This window comes from Halobacillus sp. ABR2_026 (assembly GCF_056158545.1).
This window is the reverse complement of record NZ_JBSWTM010000001.1, coordinates 1352335-1370424: the sequence shown is the minus strand read 5'-3', so window position 1 is coordinate 1370424 and position 18090 is coordinate 1352335. Positions and strand designations below refer to the sequence as shown.

Sequence of the window (18090 nt, the reverse complement as noted above, 5' to 3'; positions counted from 1 at the left end):
TTTATCATTTAAATGATAACAATTATCATTATCGATGGCAACTGTTTTTTCATTCCAATTGAAAATATTCGAAATTCCCACTACATTGCTGAATAGACGGATGTATAATACAATGGTAATGTTTTTCATTTATAGCTATGAACCTACGTTTCTACTATTTCACAAATAAAAGGAGGGGACTGCGATGGCACCCGGATCAACAATAGCGTCCCTCATGAAAAAAAGGACATTGATGGCAGGTGGTATTTTAACCTTCGGCCTACTCGTTTTGGTCGTAACCATGATCTTTTCCATCATGTATGGAGCCGCAAATATCGATCTCCCTACCATTTGGAAGAGTTTAACCGACTATGATGGATCCATTTCTTCCCATCAAATCATTGCGAATCTACGAATTCCAAGAGCTCTGGCGGCCGCCTTGATCGGTGCCGGCCTTGCTATATCAGGAGCAATCATGCAGGGGATGACAAGGAATGCCCTCGCCTCTCCTTCCATTATGGGTGTGACTGCAGGTGCGATGTTTACGATGGCGATTGCGATTGCCATCATGCCCTCTGCCTCAAATGTCACGATGATGCTGTGGGCTTTTGGCGGAGCTGGCCTTGGAACATTGATCGTCTTTTTTATCGGATCGATTTCTAAAACTGGGCTAACCCCTGTGAAACTTGCTTTGGCAGGTACAGCCGTGACTGCTCTATTCACGTCTATATCTTCTGCGATCACGATTCATTTCAACATCGCAAAGGATATTAGTTTCTGGTATGCCGGTGGACTTTCAAGTATTCAATGGGTCCACGTCCAGCTGCTCGCTCCGGTCACGATCATCGGCATCATCCTTGCCTTGATCTTGAGCCGGTCGATCTCAACCTTGAGTCTTGGCGAAGATGTGGCCACAGGGCTCGGCCAGAAAACATGGATCACAAAATTAATCGGGACGCTTGTCGTTCTCATGCTGACGGGAGCGGCCGTATCTGTGGCTGGAACGATCGGCTTCATCGGTCTGGTCATCCCCCACATCACCCGTTTTCTCGTCGGGTCCGACTACCGCGTCATTCTCCCTTGCTCTGCGATTCTCGGTGGCGTCCTCCTGGTAGTAGCCGACACCGCATCACGGATGATCAATCCGCCTTTTGAAACGCCGGTCGGAACGGTGACCGCCTTGATCGGCGTCCCATTTTTCCTTTATCTGGCTAGACATGATGGGAGGAGTGGACTATGAATACGTACAAGAAAAATTGGATGTTAGCAGGAATTCTCCTGCTCGCCATCCTTTCAACCTTGGTCACCAGTTTGAACTTAGGCGTCATGAATATCTCTCCCGGGGAAGTCATCCGCACGCTCCTAGGGAATGGAGACAGTCAAAATGAACTTGTCTTGTTTTCCTTCCGGCTGCCACGTATGGTCATCGCGCTATTGATCGGAGCCGGTATGGCCGTTTCAGGTGCTATCCTTCAGAGTGTCACTCAAAATGACCTCGCTGATCCGGGCATTATTGGAATTAATGCTGGAGCTGGATTTTCTATCGTGTTGTACATCTTCCTTTTCCAGGGGAGTGCTGGTGCAGTCTCTGACTTTTCCGTCTTTCTCATGCCGCTTGCTTCGCTCGTGGGCTCATCAGTGGCAGCGATTTTAATTTATACCATTTCCTGGCGGGACGGAATTTCACCGATGCGCCTCGTCCTTGTCGGTATCGGCATAAACAGTGCCTTTTCAGCCTTGATCATCGTCTTTCAATTAAAGATGGATCCGAACGATTTCATGCGTGCAACCGTTTGGCTGTCAGGAAATATCTCAGGCACGGACTGGACATACGTTCTCGCTCTTCTTCCATGGCTTGTGATCCTTCTTCCAATCGTCATGATGAAAGCAGGGACTTTGAATTCCCTTCATTTAGGGGATTCTATGGCGGCTGGTCTTGGCACGAATGTGGAAAAAGAACGCCGCACCCTCCTTTTCATTGCTGTCGCGCTTGCCGGTGCCAGCGTTTCCGTAGGCGGAGGAATCGCTTTTATCGGACTCGTCGTTCCTCACCTGGCCAGGAGGTTGGTCGGACCTATGCATGGAGCGTTGTTGCCGATTACCATGCTGATGGGTGCCCTGCTCCTTCTCCTTGCGGATACGATTGGAAGGAACCTGCTCGCCCCTTCAGAAATACCGGTCGGTCTCGTCGTCTCCGTCGTTGGAGGGACCTACTTTATTTACTTGTTAATGAAATCATAACCAAATCACCTGCGAAGCTGCTGGAATCAACCGGTAGCTTTTTTTATCGAAAGCTTTCGTAAGCATCCACCTCTTTGATCCATCATTTCAACCCGCCCCTTTTTATTACCCTTTCTCCACTTGACAGTATACCGACCGGTATGGTTACATTAGTCTTGTAATTATACCGATCGGTTTATTTTTTGGGAGGGATAAGGAATGATTTCTCATAAACAATGGAACTTGATAGCTGCTGTTGGTTTTGTGATGATGTGGAGTTCGGGCTTTATCGGTGCAAGACTTGGGACGGCAGAAGCAAGCTCCATGACCGTCTTGATGTGGCGGTTCATCGTTGCAGCCGCCTTATTAGGAGGATGGTGGTTATGGAAAAAGAGAAAAAAATTATCGTTAAAGGCCGTACTTTCACAATCTTTGATAGGCCTATTCGCACAGGCTGGATATCTCTATTGTGTCTTTTTATCCGTTGAACAAGGAGTTTCAGCCAGTACCTCCAATTTGATTACAACCCTTCAGCCGATTGCTGCGGCGGCTTTAGCCGGTCCCCTTCTCAAAGAAAAAACTTCGATCAAACAATGGTCAGGACTATGGCTTGGGATCATCGGCGTCTTGTTCGTCGTCTATGAGGATTTGGGGGCCGGTGCTGACGTTCCCATCTGGGCATATGGACTGTCTTTCTTTGCCATGATCAGTTTGGTCGGTGCGACCCTTTATGAAAAGACTGTGGAGCACTCCCTCGGCCTTGCTGATACACTTCCCATCCAGACTGTCATCAGTGCCCTATTCTTCACGGTCATAGGAGTGAGCACCGATCATGCAGTTCCTCCTGCAACGACAGACTTCTGGTTCGCGGTTGCATGGGTGGCCGGCCTGTCCACAATCGGTGGCTACGGCTTTTACTGGCTGAACTTGAAATGGGGAAGTGTGACAAGAGTCAGCAGTCTGCTTTATTTAACTCCTCCTGTCACAATGGTGTGGGCTTACTTTATGTTTGGAGAAAGCATTGGTTTTCTAACGGTTGTGGGAATGGTAATATGTTTAGTAGGTGTAGGGGTCATACGCATGGGCCCGACGAGTACTCAATATGAAGAATGCAGGGTAAAGGGTGTGTAGAAAATGGATCAAAACACCAAGCGGACGCCGGCCGCTGTCAAAATACTCGATACAGCCTCCCAGCTTTTTTATTGGAAAGGCATCCATTCCATCGGTGTGGAGACGATTGCCAGCGAAGCGGGAGTGACGAAAAAAACATTGTATGACCGCTTCGGTTCTAAAGATCAATTAATCGTTGCTTATTTGAAAGAACGCGATCGTTTATGGCGGAACCACCTCGATGGATATTTAGACAACGTACCGGAGGAAAAGCCTTTTGAAAAAATTCAGAGCATCTTTGACGCTTTGGAAAGCTGGCTTGAAACAAAAAATCGCCGGGGGTGCGCTTTCGTCAATGCCCTGGCAGAACTGCCGGAAGAATCGCATCCAGGAAGAGAAGTCATCATTGAAGAGAAAAGATGGCTGAAGGAGTTATTCATCCGGTATTTAGAAAAAATGGAGATCTCCCAACCGGATGAAATCGGAGAAAAGCTGCTGATGTTACATGAAGGCTATACGGTGACGTTTTCGATGGGTCTTGCTACCCATGGAATCACTACGATCAAACAGTCTGCAGCCGAAATGATGAACGGATAAACCTCATAAAAAGTCCGTGGCCAGGAAATTGACCACGGACCTTTTTTTGTACTGTAACCATTATAGGTCCTGAATAAATGCAACGCCCTGTCTCAACTGTTCTGCAAAATCCTCCGGCAGCTGGTGCCCCATTCCTGCATGGACGACTAGTTTGCATGGTATGCCCGATTCATTCAACACATGGACCATCTTTACAGTCGCCTCATAAAAAGGGTCTTCCTTCCCGGTAACGATGTAGCCTCTTCCCCTCTTATTGAAACCGCCTTCTAAAAGGGCTTCCATTTCCCGGACATCCGTGAACGATGGAACAAAAGCGATAAATCCGGAAAAACCCCCTTGATTTTTCAAAGCCAGTTCGACAGCTGCTTTTCCGCCTTGAGAGGCTCCGGAAATGACCACATTCTTTTCTTCCGACAGGTAATGATCCTGGAATGTTTGGAAGCTATGCTGAACATCCTCTTCCATAACTTTCCGCTCGTCCCATGTATAACTATTGCAGCTGAACAGTTGAGAAGATTGCGGAAAGCCGATGAGATAATCGGAGAAAACCCCAGAATCCCTCCACTGAGAAGCAAAATCCGCCGCATTCGATCCTTTCCAGTGCAGGGAAAGAATGGCGGTCTCCGCATCCTTGTTCCCCTCCACTAGAAGCTTTGCAGTGGACGTCCCTTTTTCCAACGCATACTGTTCCCTGCAACACTCGATGATTTCATGAAAGGGGCGTGTATCCTTCAGTGGCTGCAATTCTTCATCGTTCAGCAGAATCTCAGGGTTCCACCAAAAGCCCCGGGACAATCCTTCCTCCAGTTCTGCAAGAGCACCATCACTTTTTCCTTCCAGCATGAATATGCCAGCCTTCCAATGACAAAGACGATCAAGACGACCAGGGAAGTTCCCCTTCGCTTCTTCGAGTACGGCCAAAGCCTCTCCGATCTGTTCTTCTCCTACTAGTTGGACCGCTTGTTTCTGCACATTGACGAACGTTTGAAACTCTTGACTCATGACCCAATCCCTCCACGTCTTCTTTCCTAACCCTCATTAATTCTAGGGAAGTTATGAAAACCCTTCTTTATTTCAAAATTATCCCATCCACTCTATCTTTTTAGTGTGAACTTATATAAGAGGTATATTTACTAGTCATGGACATTAAAAGAGCAACTCCAGTCATGGAGTTGCTCTTTTTCTTTTTGGCTCTGTTAAAGTTCAGTGTTGATGTTTGCATCAACGGATGGAAGTGACCATGAATGATAGGATGGTAAAAGAGAATTTATTTCCAAGTGTCGAAACCTTTAGATGATCTCCTTTCACGATGTAACCATTGAATATTGTTGAAGACTCCGTTTCGAGAGGGTTCGGGGTTCGTTATTGTGTTGAGTGCCAGGGGTGGCTGGGAAGCTACTCGCTTTCCTGTGGGGGAGTGCCGAGCTTCCTCGGGCTTATCGCCGATCTCCTTTCTCCCACGGGAGGCTCCCAGCTTCCCATCCCCCGCAGCCCCTAACTCCCACACAAACATCTCGCAGCTGAGTCTTCAAGAAAAGGGAGCTTTCGTTGAATAAGCCAAATATAAAAAAAGTAATATCAACACTAAGCTTTAACAGAGCCTTCTTTTTTTGAAGATGACCAGAGACACTGTCAGAAACACGAGATAAATGAGGAGAGCAAAGGCCTGGTTCATGAGCCAGGGAAGCGTCCCCATGAATACCTCCAAGGCTGCGGACTGGAACCAGCGGAAGAGAAAATACAGCAAAACAACGCTCAGGACGAATGTCATCCAAAAACTGTATGGGGTGGATCTGGTCGTTTTTTTGACTAAATGTCCTGCAAGAATGCAAGAAAGCTGATTCCAAAGATTCCCGTTAAAAAGATATAAAACCATGCATCTATCGTTAGCCCCATTATAGCCCTCCTTTGCTTACTAATGCCTCTTCCTGCAGTACTACCTTGCTATGGTCTTATTCTACTTCAGAAAAAATATCCTGAATGATCGGGTAGGATTTCTTCAGACGTTCTTCATAAAGAGGAAGGTCCCAATCCTCCCATGTATATTGGGCCGGTGAATCATATCCAAAGGCATCCTCAATCCCCCCGTTATTCGTAACGGAGGCGGAAATGTCCAATCCTTCGATGGTGACGGAAGAGTCAAGACCATCCCCTTGCAAATCTCCGATAAACTCCTTCTGACTCGGATCTTTAGCATTCAACAGCATCCATGGCAGACGGATTTCCAGCAGATTCGTTTCTTCCGAATAGTAATAATCGGCCAGTGAATCATAGTCTTTCGCTTCAGGGTTTCCGACGCCGTACCGAAGTGTTCCTGTTTCATAAGAATCAAACGGAATTTTTTCTCCGGTATCCGGACGCACCAGCCCTTTATTAAGAGCCAGACGGATGGGATGATAGTCTTCTCCTGCGTATGGATCATCGGTCATCTTCAGCTTCTGGACATAGTCATAGTGGAAGACATCATACCCTTTCGCGACTTCGATCCGCGCATCTTCTTTCCCGGGGATCGTCACACGGAAATCAGACAGCAGATCCTGTTCCTCACTGCTTATCCCTTTGTCCGGGCGCACACTGATATGAACCTGTACCTTATTTTCTTTCCAGAAGTCTTCGTTAAGTTCGTCAAGCTCTGCTTTCAAGTAGAGGTAACGTTCATCGTGGTCCACCATGAACGACTGTAATACACCATCCTCTTTGTTATAAAGCTCTTCTCCCTCTTTCCAATCGTCTTTTCCATCGACTTTCACTTTGAGACGATCGAAGCTCAAAAGTCCGAACTGCTGCTCGTTCGTCTGAGCATTTGACCAGTATGGCCGGCGGTCAGGATTGTCATAATCCATCGTATTCCACGTCCGCTTGAACCACTCATCCTGCCAGCTGAACACGAGTCCTCCCATAAGTTCTTCATGGAGGATGTCTTCATAGAGTCTCTTCACAATCTCCCCCTGCTCTATTTCCGAGATGAATCCCTGATTCCAGCCGAATGGATTCTCATGAGTTTTCCCTCTGGAGGCTGGGATTCCGAACTCGGCAATTAGTATCGGAAGATCATGAGATTCGTGAAGATCCTTTAAATAGCCGGCATAATTGTTCTTCTCCCCGCGGTGATCTTCATATTCCGTATAGGACTCCTCGAGGTTCAGAAAGTCGGGATAATAAGGGTAAACGTGATAGGAAGCGAACATGCCGGCTGCTTCTGCCTTGCCTTTAGGCTGAATGTGATTAGGATCGATGCTGGCCATGTCTTCCTGTTCCAAAGGTTCCGCCGGCTGATCCAGATTATCGGTGGTCACCCAGTTCGTGAAGCTTAATGGACGCATGCTGTCGTACTCCTCCACTTCATAGGAAGTGAGCACATCCATCTGCTGAGCAAGCCAGTGTTCCATCGGGTTTGCCCCTTCGGTTTTCGTATAGGTACCCTCATAGTCTCCAAGGTCCGGATAATCTTCCTCCATTTGAGCGACCATGTATGGATACCATTCGATCCCGATGATCCACCCTGCCACGTAAGGGGAAATGTCCTGCGTGTAAAGACCTGAAGCATGTCCCTTTTCAGCAGGAACTTTCGCATCTCCATGAATGACGTCCACGATTTTTTTCATTTCCTCCTGGAAGGCAGCGGTAATGTCTTCATCAAAAGCATCTTCCGTCTCTTCCATTCGATCTTCATCAACCCAAACGCCATGAAATACATACAAAGGCTGATCGGCTTTTTCATTATATTCAGCTAATGCCTCATAAAAAGCAGGAGGGTGAAGGGTGTAGACACGGATAGCATTGGCGTTCAATTCCCCAATCTGTTCAAACCAACGGGCATACTCTTCTTTTTCAATGGCAGCCTCACCAGGAAAATAGCCAGGCTTGCCCATTCCGATGTTGACACCTTTCACAGTCATAGACTGCCACTCGCTATTTTGATAGGTTTCGATCTTGTTCTCATGAATCCGAGCCGGATGTTTCACCTCTTCTGTTACCGCCTGCTCGACAACCTCTTCCTTCTCAGGCTCTTCTTCAGAAGCTTCAGCGAGGATCGTTTTCATCATTGGATGATACGTACTCCAGAAAAAGCTTTCTTCCGATCGAGGCTGAAATTGGGCGACCCATTCTCTCACTTTCGCAAATCCCTCATATTGATAAATGGAAGGGACATCAGACAGATCGGCATAATCTCCTGAAAAATAGTACCGGTCTGACCCAGCTTCCTCATGATGCAGGACAGCAGGAAACCGAGTTGGAATCCCATGATCTGAAAGCTTTTTCTTTCCCTCTTCATTCGTCTGGATTTCATATTCCGCAAGCACATCCGCTCCGTCTTCAGGCTTAAGAATATCAAACCAGTAAAGGTATGGGGTGCTTTTCTGTAGGTTGAAATGGTCTTCCCCTTTTTCCGTAAACGAGGCCAGTATGCTGGCATCCTCCAACTCACCTTCTTCTTCCGATAATACGACGACCTCTCCAGTGAATTCGTGGATCAGTACGAGCCCTTCCCCTGAAAAGTCCCACGTTTCCTGGTCATCCCCGTAACGGGTGAGAATCCAGCCGGGCACTTCTTCCTCATCGCCCAGGTCTTTAAAAGAACGGCCGATCCAGCCGTCCCAGTCCACTTTCAAGAAGTCGGTCACGTCTGTACGGACGGCTTCACTCGTGGGAGAGGAAAAACTGTTAAACTCCATAACGAGATCCTTTCCGTTAGACTCTACCTGCTGCTTGATCTGCTGCCACTCCTCCATGGAAAGACCTCCATGAATCAATTCAGGAGCATCGGCTCCCGGAGTCTCTTCTGACCATGGAACATCTTCCTCATATACTCCATATGTATCGGCGACATAAAAAAGGTCCGTGTGGTCCAGAGAGTCAGGTAAAGGCTTTTCTTCCATCGTTTGTTCATCTATGTTCGGATAGAGGCCATAATGGTCCATCGCTTCATAAGCTTCTCCATCCTGATTCGTATATTTATGATGATTTAACATCCATGTCAGACTTTTATGTTCCCGGGCACTCTCATCAGGCACTGTTTTGTCAAATATAATCACATTCATCGAGTGTGAGGGTGTAAACAGCCAAATAAGAAAAGGAAGTCCCAACAATAAAAGGATGCCTCCAGCAATCATCAGATTTTTTTTCATAGAATCCCCCTCCATGTTCGATCATTTAATAGAATGTATGTTTATTATAATGGATGATGGGGAGGTTGAATATCCTTTCCTCCAGTCCTGAGAAGAATTAAGGCTTCCGCCCCTCTTCCTTATCGAACCCCTTTAATGAATGCTGCCTGTTCCAACTGACCTTCCAGAGACAAATCCGGGTAGTGCTCTGCGATCAGCTCAATGGTTTCTGTCAGGAGTGCTTCCATAGCTTCAACGCCTTCTTCCGGACAAGCGGAGGAAATAAAAGCCATCCTCGTGTGTAATTGTTCTGGCTTGATCTCCATCTTTTCGATGTTCACTTTCATCCATTTAAAAAGTGGATGATGAACAAAAAGACGGTTCAATCCGAATAAAGCCCCCATCATATTCATTTGCACGTCGGAAAGAACGCGGGAGAGCATGATCCAGTCTTCCCGTTCCAATAATGCTTTACGGTTCTGCCACCGATTGCCGAGCCACAAGTTTTCACGGACCATCCGCTCACTTAATGAAACGGGATAATGGATTTTTTGTTTGATCTGCCTGATCTTTTCCTGTCCGAAGAGCGGGGTTCCATCTTCTACAGAAGCGACCAGACACTGTTTATCTACATCCGTCTCCCACCGTTCTACGACATCAGAAACGAAACGTTCGATGGTTTCTGTTAAAAAGCTAGAAATTTCAAACTTCATCCCTTTCGGATTCACATAAGACTCGGACCATTCTTCATCCTCGTAAGGGTGATAAGCCAAAATCTTCCCATCGATTTCCTTGATCGGTGTGATTCGCTCCAGGTCCGTCGGTGGACTGGACCAAAATATATGCAGTTCGATATCCGAATGCTCATCGTGCAGGTTCCTGGCCACGGATCCCGCCAGCAAAACGGCATCTACTTTGCTGCTATTATTGTAAAGGGCTGCCATTTCCCATGCTGTCTGTTTTAAATCCATCCTTTTTCCACTCCTTTGTATCCTTTCTTATTTATGTAGGACAAAACCTCGGACAGAGTATGCCCCTGTTTTTTCATCTCAGAGCAAAAATAAAGGCCTGATATTTAAACCAGGGCCTTTATTACCTGATTCATTTTCCGATTTTTTGTTTCAAAATATCTTTCGCCTTGTAGAGGACTTCTATGTGAGTGCCTGGGACTGTATAATGATCGCCTTCTAAGAGGAACACGCTCTCTTCAATGGCGTCTCCATCGCCCTCATTGGTAAAGGCGGCAGCTGTCACTTCACCATCCACCCATTCATAAGGGGAAGACGGCGGGATGACTTCCAGGTATTTGATGGATTCTTGCTCTGTGCCTGCTATAACCGTCACATCTATGTTCCTCTCCATGAGGATCCTGCGGTCAGCATTCAATGAATCAAGAAATGGATTGACAGTCTTCATATGGGCATAAGGGAGAAGCTGGCGCTCACAGCCGCTCATGATCAAATAGTTTTGATAATCCTGTCCGGGAACGATATCGTGCAGACCGGGGAAGTGCTTATGAATGACGTCAAGTTTGTTTCCTTTGTAATGATGATGCAGGTAATCCAAGTACCACCTCATATAAAAGTGGACGAAATTAAGCTTCCCTTTTTCCTTTATCGGCAGTTCGCCACCTGCCCAGTAGCTGTAATTCGGAGCTGAGCCAGCATTTGGGGTACAAAGCTGAATCAACTGATCCACATCATTATGATAATTAGATCCCTGCCCATACGCGCGTGCGACTAATCCCCCCATACTGTGGCTGACCAGGTTCACCCGGCCGGCACCGGTCTGTTGTTTGGCATGGTCGATCGTTTTCTTCAGATAATGATGGGCGGAATGTTCAACCTTTCCGCTCCAATCATAAAAACAGATAAACAAGTCCTTCTTCCGTTTATATCCCATGGCTTCCAGCATCAGGACGAACGGTTCATAAACCATCCCGGCAAGTCCAAAGCTCCATCCCCCCGTGCCAGGAATGATGGTGTCACTCATTGACCCGAACAACCCAGGGATAACGACTAAAGGCGGGCGATCGTCAGCCATTCTCCTCCTCCTCTACCCTTTTGTACAATATATGAACGAAAGGCTCGGCCTCATTTACGATTCTTGAGCCTGACAGAGAAGCGCCTGGCGCAACGTATTCAGTGGTCCCTGATGATGCCGTAGCTCGAGCCGACCAATACTTCTTTGTCATGTTGATTCCGATATACCGTTCTCATCGCCACTTTTTTGTGCCCTTCATCCTGCTGCACTTTCTCAAGGATGACTTCACACGTAATAAGATCACCTGTGAACACCGGACGAACAAACTCGCTGACCATATTCCTTGCAATATAGTGAAGGTCGCCCCCGATTTTTGTGGCAATGCTCGCTGTCAAAAGCCCCTGGACCATCAACCGGCCTTCTTCATCCGGCTCCATATGATGTCACCCCTGATCACCAGAAATCCGTCCGAACTCCAAAACTTCCTCCTTGTTAAACGTCCGTTCGTGAGTATAGACATCTCCTGTTTTCATCATACGCTCCCTCGCTTTTCTATTTTTTTCTCAAAATGACATCGTTGTCCGTCATCCGCCACGAGCTGATAATGGTAGGATGTGTATAAACGGATCGCATTGTTCCATTTATGGTTCGTCTCTAAAACGAGCGTTTTGTAACCGAACTGCCGGGCAGCTTCTTCCAGCTTCCCGAGCATCGCTTTTGCCACTCCCTGTCTTCTGCAGGTGTTCTTTACGGACATCCGCTGAATTCTACCTACTCCCTCCTCCTCGTAGATGACTGCACCAGTCGCAATTAACTCCCCCTCGAAAAGAGCAGTCAGGAACAAATAGCCATCCTGACGATAAGTCCTGATCACATCATTTAAATCCGGATTCAAAGACGAGTCGATAAATCCGAACCTTTCCTTGAACCCTTCTAAGATTAAGTCTTTGGCTTCCTGCTGATTCCCTTCGTGTACCGGGGAAAATTCCAGTTGAATCAAGGGCTCTCCTCCTTAAACATCAGCCTAGATGAAGCTGGCTGATTTCGTTGATGTAAAGATCCAGACGTTTTTGAATTTGGTTTTTGGAGCCGAACCGGATGAATTCTTTTCTGGAGAGCGATTCTTTCTGTAAAAGTTCCAAATGAGAATAGGCCATCGTGAGGAGCTTCAAAAACACCTCGATCTGTAAGTCTTTATGTTTTTGCGGGTCATGCTGGACATACGCTTCCACAAACCCTGACGCGTGGGCATTCAGTACGGGGATGTGCTGCTGGTACCTTCCTTTTCCGTACCTTTTCGTATCCGAGGCACTATGGAAAAACGTCTGATAGTTGAAAACATGATTGGCGGCGATGGACGTACCTGTATACAAAATTGGAACGGGATCGATCATTTTCACACCGTCTGTAGTAAAAATTAAGTTCTCTGGAGAAGTATCCTGATTGGTAAGGATTCTCTTCTCTCGATCGACTGAACGATCGGCCAGCCACGCTTTTCCAGCGGCTGCGACCTCGCTTCTTACACGAGATGGAAGAAGCGGCAGCAGCGTCTCAAACTCTTCTGCATATTCCTCCCGCTCTTCCTTGATACAGGTAAAGAGGTCCATGTCCAGCCCTCCTCTCAGCTCCCCTTCAGGTCCGAGTTCCAAGTACCCGATGCCGTCAATAGAAGGCTGAATTTCTTCCAGTGCGATAAAAAACTCACCCAGCTCTCTTCCGTGCTTGTTTCCATCTTCAAGCGTTTGTCCTTCCAACCCAGAAGAACGGCCATGAAAGTTTCGAGCGTATAGGTGAGATCTTCCTCAACGAATGAACGGAAGAATCCCGGGCACATACCTTCCTTAGCTCGATTCGCGGTTTCGTAAAAAGCTTCCGTCGCCCGATATTCTGCTATCAGCAAATCCCGATTAAAGGAGAGCTCCTCTTCATATGCCACCTTTTTTGGAATCCGCAGGACGAGCTGCTCCTGCTGAATGAAGTAGGCATAATGCCAGGACCCTTCCCCTAAAGAATGAATGTCTTCCTTTTTTGAGAGTGCGGGAAGCCCTTCGTTTTCAAGAGCACGGTTAATCTGCCCCCGAACAGAACCCTCAGGCTTTGTTAAAAATTCCACTTGTCCACATCCTTTTCAAACCCTCGATAATCTTTCCGGCACGTATAAGACTGTTGAAGTATCCGGAGAGTACATTACATACAGAACTTTCCATAGTTTAACACAAATTTCCGAACTGTCTGAATAAAAGAACACCCTGTCTCTCCTTACTGTTGTAGAAACAACGGTTTATGTCATGCTCGTATAACCTTTTTGAAAAAGAGCGGTCCATAATCCCGCCATGCCAAATCCATCATCATCTGCAGTAAAAAAGGAACTTCAAAAGTTATTGAAGTTCCTCTGTCCTATGGCTCTTATTTAACGAATTCACTTACGAAACGCCTTCTTATACCAGGTGTAATCTCTTCCTTTCTCTTCATTGAAAGAGGATCGATCAGACCGATGCTGTGATGCGTTCAGCTGCTTTTCTAGCACCGGATATATTCCGGGAAACTGGCCCAATTTCCAATTCTGCAAGAGCTCCTGCAACATAAAGCCCTTGTGACCATTCCAGGTTTGGTTTGACGATTGGAAACCCACACGCCGCACATGGCAGACCGAGTGTATCAATTGTCGATTTGAGCCAATCTATACCGGGCAGGCTAGGCTCAGCACCAGTGGCCAATACGAGAGAGTCGCCCGTTATGGCTGTTTGGTTGCTCATACTGATCTGGATGCGGTCATCCGCAATGTCAGCACGCAGGATGTCTCCTGTACAGATTTTCAACTTCCCCTTCTTGGCTTGCCTTTGGAGTTTGACTCGGAGTTCTCTTGTAATAGAGCCTCTATGCCTTGCTTCTTGTATGATACGACGCCTCTCTATGTACCCGCTCACTTCCCGATAACCGTTCAGGAATTTAGGGCCGAGCCACCCGGGATCACTGTCAAAATCGTGGACGCGAAAGGGGTGGCGTTTCACGATGGTCACCTGCTCAATCCTGTCGAAAGCAGCCAGGGTGTTGGCGGTATGAGCCGCTGTCATCCCTCCCCCCACAACGAGGACCTCCCCTTGTGCCGGCAGGGATTGATTGAAGTCGAACAGATGCGAGACGCAAGAATATCCCGACACCTCTTTGGACCATAATGGATGGTGAGGAACATGATTCACACCGATAGCCAAAACTACACGCTCCGCCTCGATGATTTCCCCTGAAACCTCAACCTTCCAGCCTTTATCCGTTTTGCTTAATCCATTCACTACTCCCTGCTTCCAACAATCTTGAACGCCTGCCCTTGTCATTTCATCAAAGGTATGCTGATTAAACATATCCAAACGCGGTCTCCCGTACTCCCCTTTAAAAGGAGATGTATAATCATTCGAGCGGGCATACTTTTTCAAACTGTAAGGGTCATCTGCCAAATGATGCACAGACGGCGATCTCAAATATGACATCCCGGTTTTTTCTGTCAATGACCGCCACACATGCATCGGCTGTGCGTGAGGGTCGATGATGAGCAGTTCTTCTCTCTTTACCAATTTCTCAAGCAATCGGGTGGCTGTACAGGTACCTTGTACACCACCCCCAATCACAACCCAAGCGTACATGAATGACCTCCTCCCCTACCAACTGGCTTTCTTCACGCCGGGAACCTGCCCTTTATGGGCATACTCCCGAAGAGCAATCCGGGACATCTTGAACTTCCTCATATAACCCCTCGGGCGGCCAGTCACTTCACACCTCCCCGTCAGGCGAGTCGGTGAGGAATCTCTAGGGAGCTTCCTCAAGGCTTCATAATCCCCTTTCGCCTTCAGTTCCCTTCTCAAATCAGCATACTTCGCCACCATTTCCTGTCTTTTTTTCTCTTTCACTACTTTAGATTTCTTCGCCATGTTGAAACCCCCTTTCTAATTCGTATTTATTACGATTTAAATCATTCAAAAATTTTTAAGCCTTTGGTGGCTCCTACCTTGTCGGATAATTTAGGCGTGGCAAATCCAGGTACAACAATTGTTTGGCCTCTCCATTGATCAAATGGGTACAGTCGACCCAGCTAATCTCATTCACCATGCGTTCTAAGCTATCTGCTATGTGCTCTTCGATGTCTTTCAAGGATTGCAATAGTTCCAACCACGTCATCCCGAAATGGTCGGCAATATTCTGATATGTCCGCTCCGTTTCCAGAAGGGACATAAATTCACCGGCAGTCTCGACCCTATCCGCCAGAAGGTCCTCTGCGTCCACAACATGATTATAGAGCCTCTGCTTTTGTTCAGGTAAAGACTGGATGATGCACCTTGTAATATGTTCCCACATATATTCATTCCCCCTGACCCCTTCCAATTCCCAACAGTTAAATCGTAATCATTACTTTTTAATGAGTCGAAAATCACTTTATCATCCTTTCGATTAAAATGCAACCTCCACTTTTGCAGACATACCTGTGACCATTGAAGTCGGACGGGAGTACACACTTTACAGTGGACCGCCGCACCTGGTACTACGGCCATTTTTTCAGTGGATTCGGAGAATATCACTTCCCCTTCGCCCGAAGGGTCATGTTTCATCTTTTAAGACGAAAACAACTGGCCACACATGAACAAGCGCTTTCCAATGCTTTATTCTTTTTGTATGCAAACAACAGATTCTCTGTATCCAAAATGAGGTCCAAAATGGGATTTCGATTGAAACTTCCATTAAACCACATTACAAAATGTCAATTATAATTGACATTTTGTAATGTACTGAATAATATAATAGTAAGAGGAGGAGAGGAATTTTTTTGAAGAACAAAAAAATGAAGATCGCCCGTGCTGAATCAGATGTTTCTCAGGAAGAATTAGCAGACATTGTCGGTGTTACAAGACAAACCATTAATTTAATTGAAGCTGGTAACTATAACCCGAGTCTGAAATTGTGTACGGCCATCTGTAAAGCTTTAAATAAAACTTTAGATGATTTATTCTGGGAGGAATGATCAATGAATGCTGACAAGTTAGTTAAGGAAACGAAATGGACAATAGGTGTATCGTTATTTGCCAGCTTAGCCCTTTTTGCCACCTGGATTGTTTTCGAAACGATGGACATTTCTTTCACTAACAGCAAAGCCTTCTTAGCCTTATCGCTTATTCCTTTCAGTGCAGCACTAGCTTCCTTCCTTAAACTTATGAAACTAAACAAGAACCCTAAAACGATTGTTTCCGAGACGGATGAGAGACTTGTAGCCGAAAAAAATGAAGCTGATGCGAAAACATTGAAGGTACTTCAAGGGATTTTGTTCTTATCCTATTTAGGATGCACATTCATCATTCCCGAACACACCTTTCAATCCATCGGATGGTGGATCACGTTATCTGTCCTTCTATTCTCTTTATTCGCTCCATTCATGTTTCGCCATATCATGAAAGAAACGTGAAAAGACTTACTAAATGTTACAAACTCTTCGTCTCCAGTTATTCTTTCTCAACAAATTGAATGGAAGTTATAAAAAGGGAACCTCATTAAAAATGGGTTCCCTTAGCTTTTCCATCAATGCCTCCTTTTGAGAAGACACGAATTCGAGGTATTTAGAGTTTCAAGTTTTGCGTCTAGCAGATCTAATCATTTCCTTACAGTTTTTCTCAGGAAGGTTGAAGCAGGTCGCTTCCGTAGCGGGACGAATCTAGGACTGCACGTTCCACATAGCAGGGATGCTTCCTTATAAATGAAAAGGATGCGGCAGCAGAATCCGCCGCTAATATAAATTTTTGTTTCGATTGATATGTATGTAACCCTATAAGACCTTTCCATTTTGGGTTACCCATTCTTAGCATAAATCTTCCTTTACCATAGCCCTTATGATGAGCGGTGTTGATCGATTAAAATCGGGTTGCCATCCGGGTCTTCTAATGTAATATGGGCAGGTCCTTCTTTAGATTCATCCGTTTCCTGAATTAGTTCTACCCCTTTTTGTTTTAGTTCTTTTTGCAAATCACGGATATCTGTAAAACCTTCCAGCTCTTCAGCATTATTATTCCACCCTGGGTTGAACGTCAGAATATTTTTCTCAAACATCCCCTGAAACAGCCCGATCACCTTATCGTCATTTTTCATGATCAGCCAATTCTGATCGATATTCCCTCCAGTGACTTCAAACCCCAGTTTCTCATAAAATTCTTTTGATCGATGAATGTCTTGTACATTTAAACTAACGGAAAATGCTCCTAATTCCATAACTTCTCCTCCTTATGATTCGCTTACATAGTATTTCTACTTTTCTTCTCATATACCTTCTCGTTCATACCATTAGGGTTAGACACGAGCACTATACAGATCAATATTTTTCATATAGTTAAGAAATGAAATCAAGATACCCCTAAAATCTAAGGTTGATTTCTTTTTCAAAGGTTTGTGACTTTGTTTGAATTTCATCAATTAATTCTATCCAATCTTTCTTATTTATTAAATCATTACCATAACTATTAGAATACTGATCCGTAACTATGATCCCAGATTCATTGTTATTTGTGTTATCAATCCCAGAAATGTTTTGTGCCAAGATTTTCTCCCAACTTGAAAAGACACTTTTCATTAAAGTGAGTTTCTTTGTATCTTTTTCTGTTAATAAGTAAGTGTCTTTTTCAACGAGTTCTTCTTTTTTAAGTCTATTTAGGTAATTACTAAATTCCAGAACCATATGAATTGGGTAAGGACTATTATTATAGTGGGATACGTCTAACCTATTCATCCATGTTGTAGAAAGCTCAATTACAGTGAAACCACTTTCCATTATATCCTCGTTGTAAAGCTCCAGTTCTTCTATCTGACTTTTTGAGATTTCATTCATTTTTAAAACATCATTAATTTCAGACTTATTTATTGTAACTCCAGTTGCGAATTTCGAAACCCCGTTTTTTATTTCATGAGAGATGTATGCTTCATATTTATTGTTTTCAACCTTTTGAGAGACGCCAAAAAATATAATGCTTACGAAAGAAACGAGAGCTAATAGTGCGTATATTTTATTTTTTCTCAATCCTTCACCTACTATCTCCATAATTAAATAATGGATTTTTTAGTCACT

At 45.5% G+C, this 18090-nt stretch carries 18 protein-coding genes and 1 pseudogene; 6 read left to right on the top strand and 13 right to left on the bottom strand.

The features are described 5' to 3' along the window. The first annotated feature begins 184 nt into the window (after positions 1-184). The 4 genes from ACXADE_RS07055 to ACXADE_RS07040 all read left to right on the top strand — a co-directional run bounded on the left by ACXADE_RS07055 (position 185) and on the right by ACXADE_RS07040 (position 3906). Positions 185-1219 (top strand): FecCD family ABC transporter permease, encoded by a 1035-nt coding sequence (locus ACXADE_RS07055; RefSeq protein WP_474979772.1) that lies wholly within the window; start codon positions 185-187, stop codon positions 1217-1219. Continuing rightward, a complete protein-coding gene (locus ACXADE_RS07050; protein ID WP_474979771.1) occupies positions 1216-2220 on the top strand; it encodes a FecCD family ABC transporter permease in 1005 nt (334 codons plus the stop codon). Before ACXADE_RS07055 ends, ACXADE_RS07050 begins: the two co-directional genes overlap by 4 nt. Positions 2221-2418: 198 nt before the next feature. Further along, positions 2419-3330, top strand: a complete 912-nt coding sequence (locus tag ACXADE_RS07045; RefSeq protein ID WP_474979770.1) for a DMT family transporter — start codon at positions 2419-2421, stop codon at positions 3328-3330. 3 nt (positions 3331-3333) lie between these two features. Continuing rightward, the gene (locus tag ACXADE_RS07040; protein WP_474979769.1) at positions 3334-3906 is read left to right on the top strand and encodes a TetR/AcrR family transcriptional regulator; all 573 of its coding nucleotides are present in this window, start codon (positions 3334-3336) and stop codon (positions 3904-3906) included. Between the two features lie 60 nt (positions 3907-3966). Here the strand turns inward: ACXADE_RS07040 and ACXADE_RS07035 are convergent, their stop codons facing one another. From ACXADE_RS07035 to ACXADE_RS06985, 11 genes and pseudogenes are all read right to left on the bottom strand, one after another. Next, entirely contained in the window at positions 3967-4908 is a 942-nt protein-coding gene (locus ACXADE_RS07035) for an alpha/beta hydrolase (RefSeq protein ID WP_474979768.1), read from the bottom strand. A gap of 950 nt (positions 4909-5858) precedes the next feature. Further along, positions 5859-9035 carry a hypothetical protein gene (locus ACXADE_RS07030; RefSeq protein ID WP_474979767.1) on the bottom strand — a complete coding sequence of 1059 codons (3177 nt, stop codon included), beginning with the start codon at positions 9033-9035 and terminating at the stop codon, positions 5859-5861. 119 nt (positions 9036-9154) lie between these two features. Next, a complete protein-coding gene (locus tag ACXADE_RS07025) occupies positions 9155-9985 on the bottom strand; it encodes a DUF4037 domain-containing protein (protein WP_474979766.1) in 831 nt (276 codons plus the stop codon). A 130-nt stretch (positions 9986-10115) separates the two neighbouring features. Then, the gene (locus ACXADE_RS07020; protein WP_474979765.1) at positions 10116-11057 is read right to left on the bottom strand and encodes a lipase/acyltransferase domain-containing protein; all 942 of its coding nucleotides are present in this window, start codon (positions 11055-11057) and stop codon (positions 10116-10118) included. A gap of 98 nt (positions 11058-11155) precedes the next feature. Then, positions 11156-11530, bottom strand: a pseudogene (locus tag ACXADE_RS07015) (hotdog family protein). Then, complete coding sequence (locus ACXADE_RS07010) at positions 11530-11997, bottom strand: GNAT family N-acetyltransferase (protein ID WP_474979764.1); 468 nt, start codon at positions 11995-11997, stop codon at positions 11530-11532. Before ACXADE_RS07010 ends, ACXADE_RS07015 begins: the two are co-directional and overlap by 1 nt. A 19-nt stretch (positions 11998-12016) precedes the next feature. Beyond that, positions 12017-12604, bottom strand: a complete 588-nt coding sequence (locus tag ACXADE_RS07005) for a hypothetical protein (RefSeq protein ID WP_474979763.1) — start codon at positions 12602-12604, stop codon at positions 12017-12019. 14 nt (positions 12605-12618) lie between these two features. Further along, entirely contained in the window at positions 12619-13110 is a 492-nt protein-coding gene (locus tag ACXADE_RS07000) for a hypothetical protein (protein WP_474979762.1), read from the bottom strand. A gap of 373 nt (positions 13111-13483) precedes the next feature. Further along, positions 13484-14635, bottom strand: coding sequence for an FAD/NAD(P)-binding protein (locus tag ACXADE_RS06995; RefSeq protein ID WP_474979761.1), 1152 nt, complete (start codon positions 14633-14635; stop codon positions 13484-13486). A gap of 15 nt (positions 14636-14650) precedes the next feature. Continuing rightward, a complete protein-coding gene (gene rpsN, locus ACXADE_RS06990) occupies positions 14651-14920 on the bottom strand; it encodes a 30S ribosomal protein S14 (RefSeq protein ID WP_224808511.1) in 270 nt (89 codons plus the stop codon). Between the two features lie 73 nt (positions 14921-14993). Further along, positions 14994-15344: a hypothetical protein gene (locus tag ACXADE_RS06985; protein WP_474979760.1), complete on the bottom strand. Its 351-nt coding sequence runs from the start codon at positions 15342-15344 to the stop codon at positions 14994-14996. Between the two features lie 466 nt (positions 15345-15810). Between ACXADE_RS06985 and ACXADE_RS06980 the strand changes: the two genes are divergently transcribed. Together ACXADE_RS06980 and ACXADE_RS06975 are read left to right on the top strand one after the other, a co-directional pair. Beyond that, the gene (locus tag ACXADE_RS06980) at positions 15811-16005 is read left to right on the top strand and encodes a helix-turn-helix transcriptional regulator (protein ID WP_474979759.1); all 195 of its coding nucleotides are present in this window, start codon (positions 15811-15813) and stop codon (positions 16003-16005) included. Between the two features lie 3 nt (positions 16006-16008). Next, complete coding sequence (locus ACXADE_RS06975) at positions 16009-16443, top strand: hypothetical protein (RefSeq protein WP_474979758.1); 435 nt, start codon at positions 16009-16011, stop codon at positions 16441-16443. 419 nt (positions 16444-16862) lie between these two features. Here the strand turns inward: ACXADE_RS06975 and ACXADE_RS06970 are convergent, their stop codons facing one another. Continuing rightward, on the bottom strand, positions 16863-17240 hold the full coding sequence (locus ACXADE_RS06970) for a VOC family protein (RefSeq protein WP_474979757.1): 378 nt from the start codon (positions 17238-17240) through the stop codon (positions 16863-16865). 142 nt (positions 17241-17382) lie between these two features. Beyond that, positions 17383-18042 (bottom strand): hypothetical protein, encoded by a 660-nt coding sequence (locus ACXADE_RS06965; RefSeq protein WP_474979756.1) that lies wholly within the window; start codon positions 18040-18042, stop codon positions 17383-17385. Between the last annotated feature and the right edge of the window lie 48 nt (positions 18043-18090).

Bases quoted from the DNA above. Each gene is read 5' to 3' on its own strand.
- ACXADE_RS07055 (WP_474979772.1), top strand. From the start codon at position 185: ATGGCACCCGGATCAACAATAGCGTCCCTCATGAAAAAAAGGACATTG.
- ACXADE_RS07050 (WP_474979771.1), top strand. From the start codon at position 1,216: ATGAATACGTACAAGAAAAATTGGATGTTAGCAGGAATTCTCCTGCTC.
- ACXADE_RS07045 (WP_474979770.1), top strand. From the start codon at position 2,419: ATGATTTCTCATAAACAATGGAACTTGATAGCTGCTGTTGGTTTTGTG.
- ACXADE_RS07040 (WP_474979769.1), top strand. From the start codon at position 3,334: ATGGATCAAAACACCAAGCGGACGCCGGCCGCTGTCAAAATACTCGAT.
- ACXADE_RS07035 (WP_474979768.1), bottom strand. From the start codon at position 4,908: ATGAGTCAAGAGTTTCAAACGTTCGTCAATGTGCAGAAACAAGCGGTC.
- ACXADE_RS07030 (WP_474979767.1), bottom strand. From the start codon at position 9,035: ATGAAAAAAAATCTGATGATTGCTGGAGGCATCCTTTTATTGTTGGGA.
- ACXADE_RS07025 (WP_474979766.1), bottom strand. From the start codon at position 9,985: ATGGATTTAAAACAGACAGCATGGGAAATGGCAGCCCTTTACAATAAT.
- ACXADE_RS07020 (WP_474979765.1), bottom strand. From the start codon at position 11,057: ATGGCTGACGATCGCCCGCCTTTAGTCGTTATCCCTGGGTTGTTCGGG.
- ACXADE_RS07005 (WP_474979763.1), bottom strand. From the start codon at position 12,604: ATGGACCTCTTTACCTGTATCAAGGAAGAGCGGGAGGAATATGCAGAA.
- ACXADE_RS06995 (WP_474979761.1), bottom strand. From the start codon at position 14,635: ATGTACGCTTGGGTTGTGATTGGGGGTGGTGTACAAGGTACCTGTACA.
- rpsN (WP_224808511.1), bottom strand. From the start codon at position 14,920: ATGGCGAAGAAATCTAAAGTAGTGAAAGAGAAAAAAAGACAGGAAATG.
- ACXADE_RS06985 (WP_474979760.1), bottom strand. From the start codon at position 15,344: ATGTGGGAACATATTACAAGGTGCATCATCCAGTCTTTACCTGAACAA.
- ACXADE_RS06975 (WP_474979758.1), top strand. From the start codon at position 16,009: ATGAATGCTGACAAGTTAGTTAAGGAAACGAAATGGACAATAGGTGTA.
- ACXADE_RS06970 (WP_474979757.1), bottom strand. From the start codon at position 17,240: ATGGAATTAGGAGCATTTTCCGTTAGTTTAAATGTACAAGACATTCAT.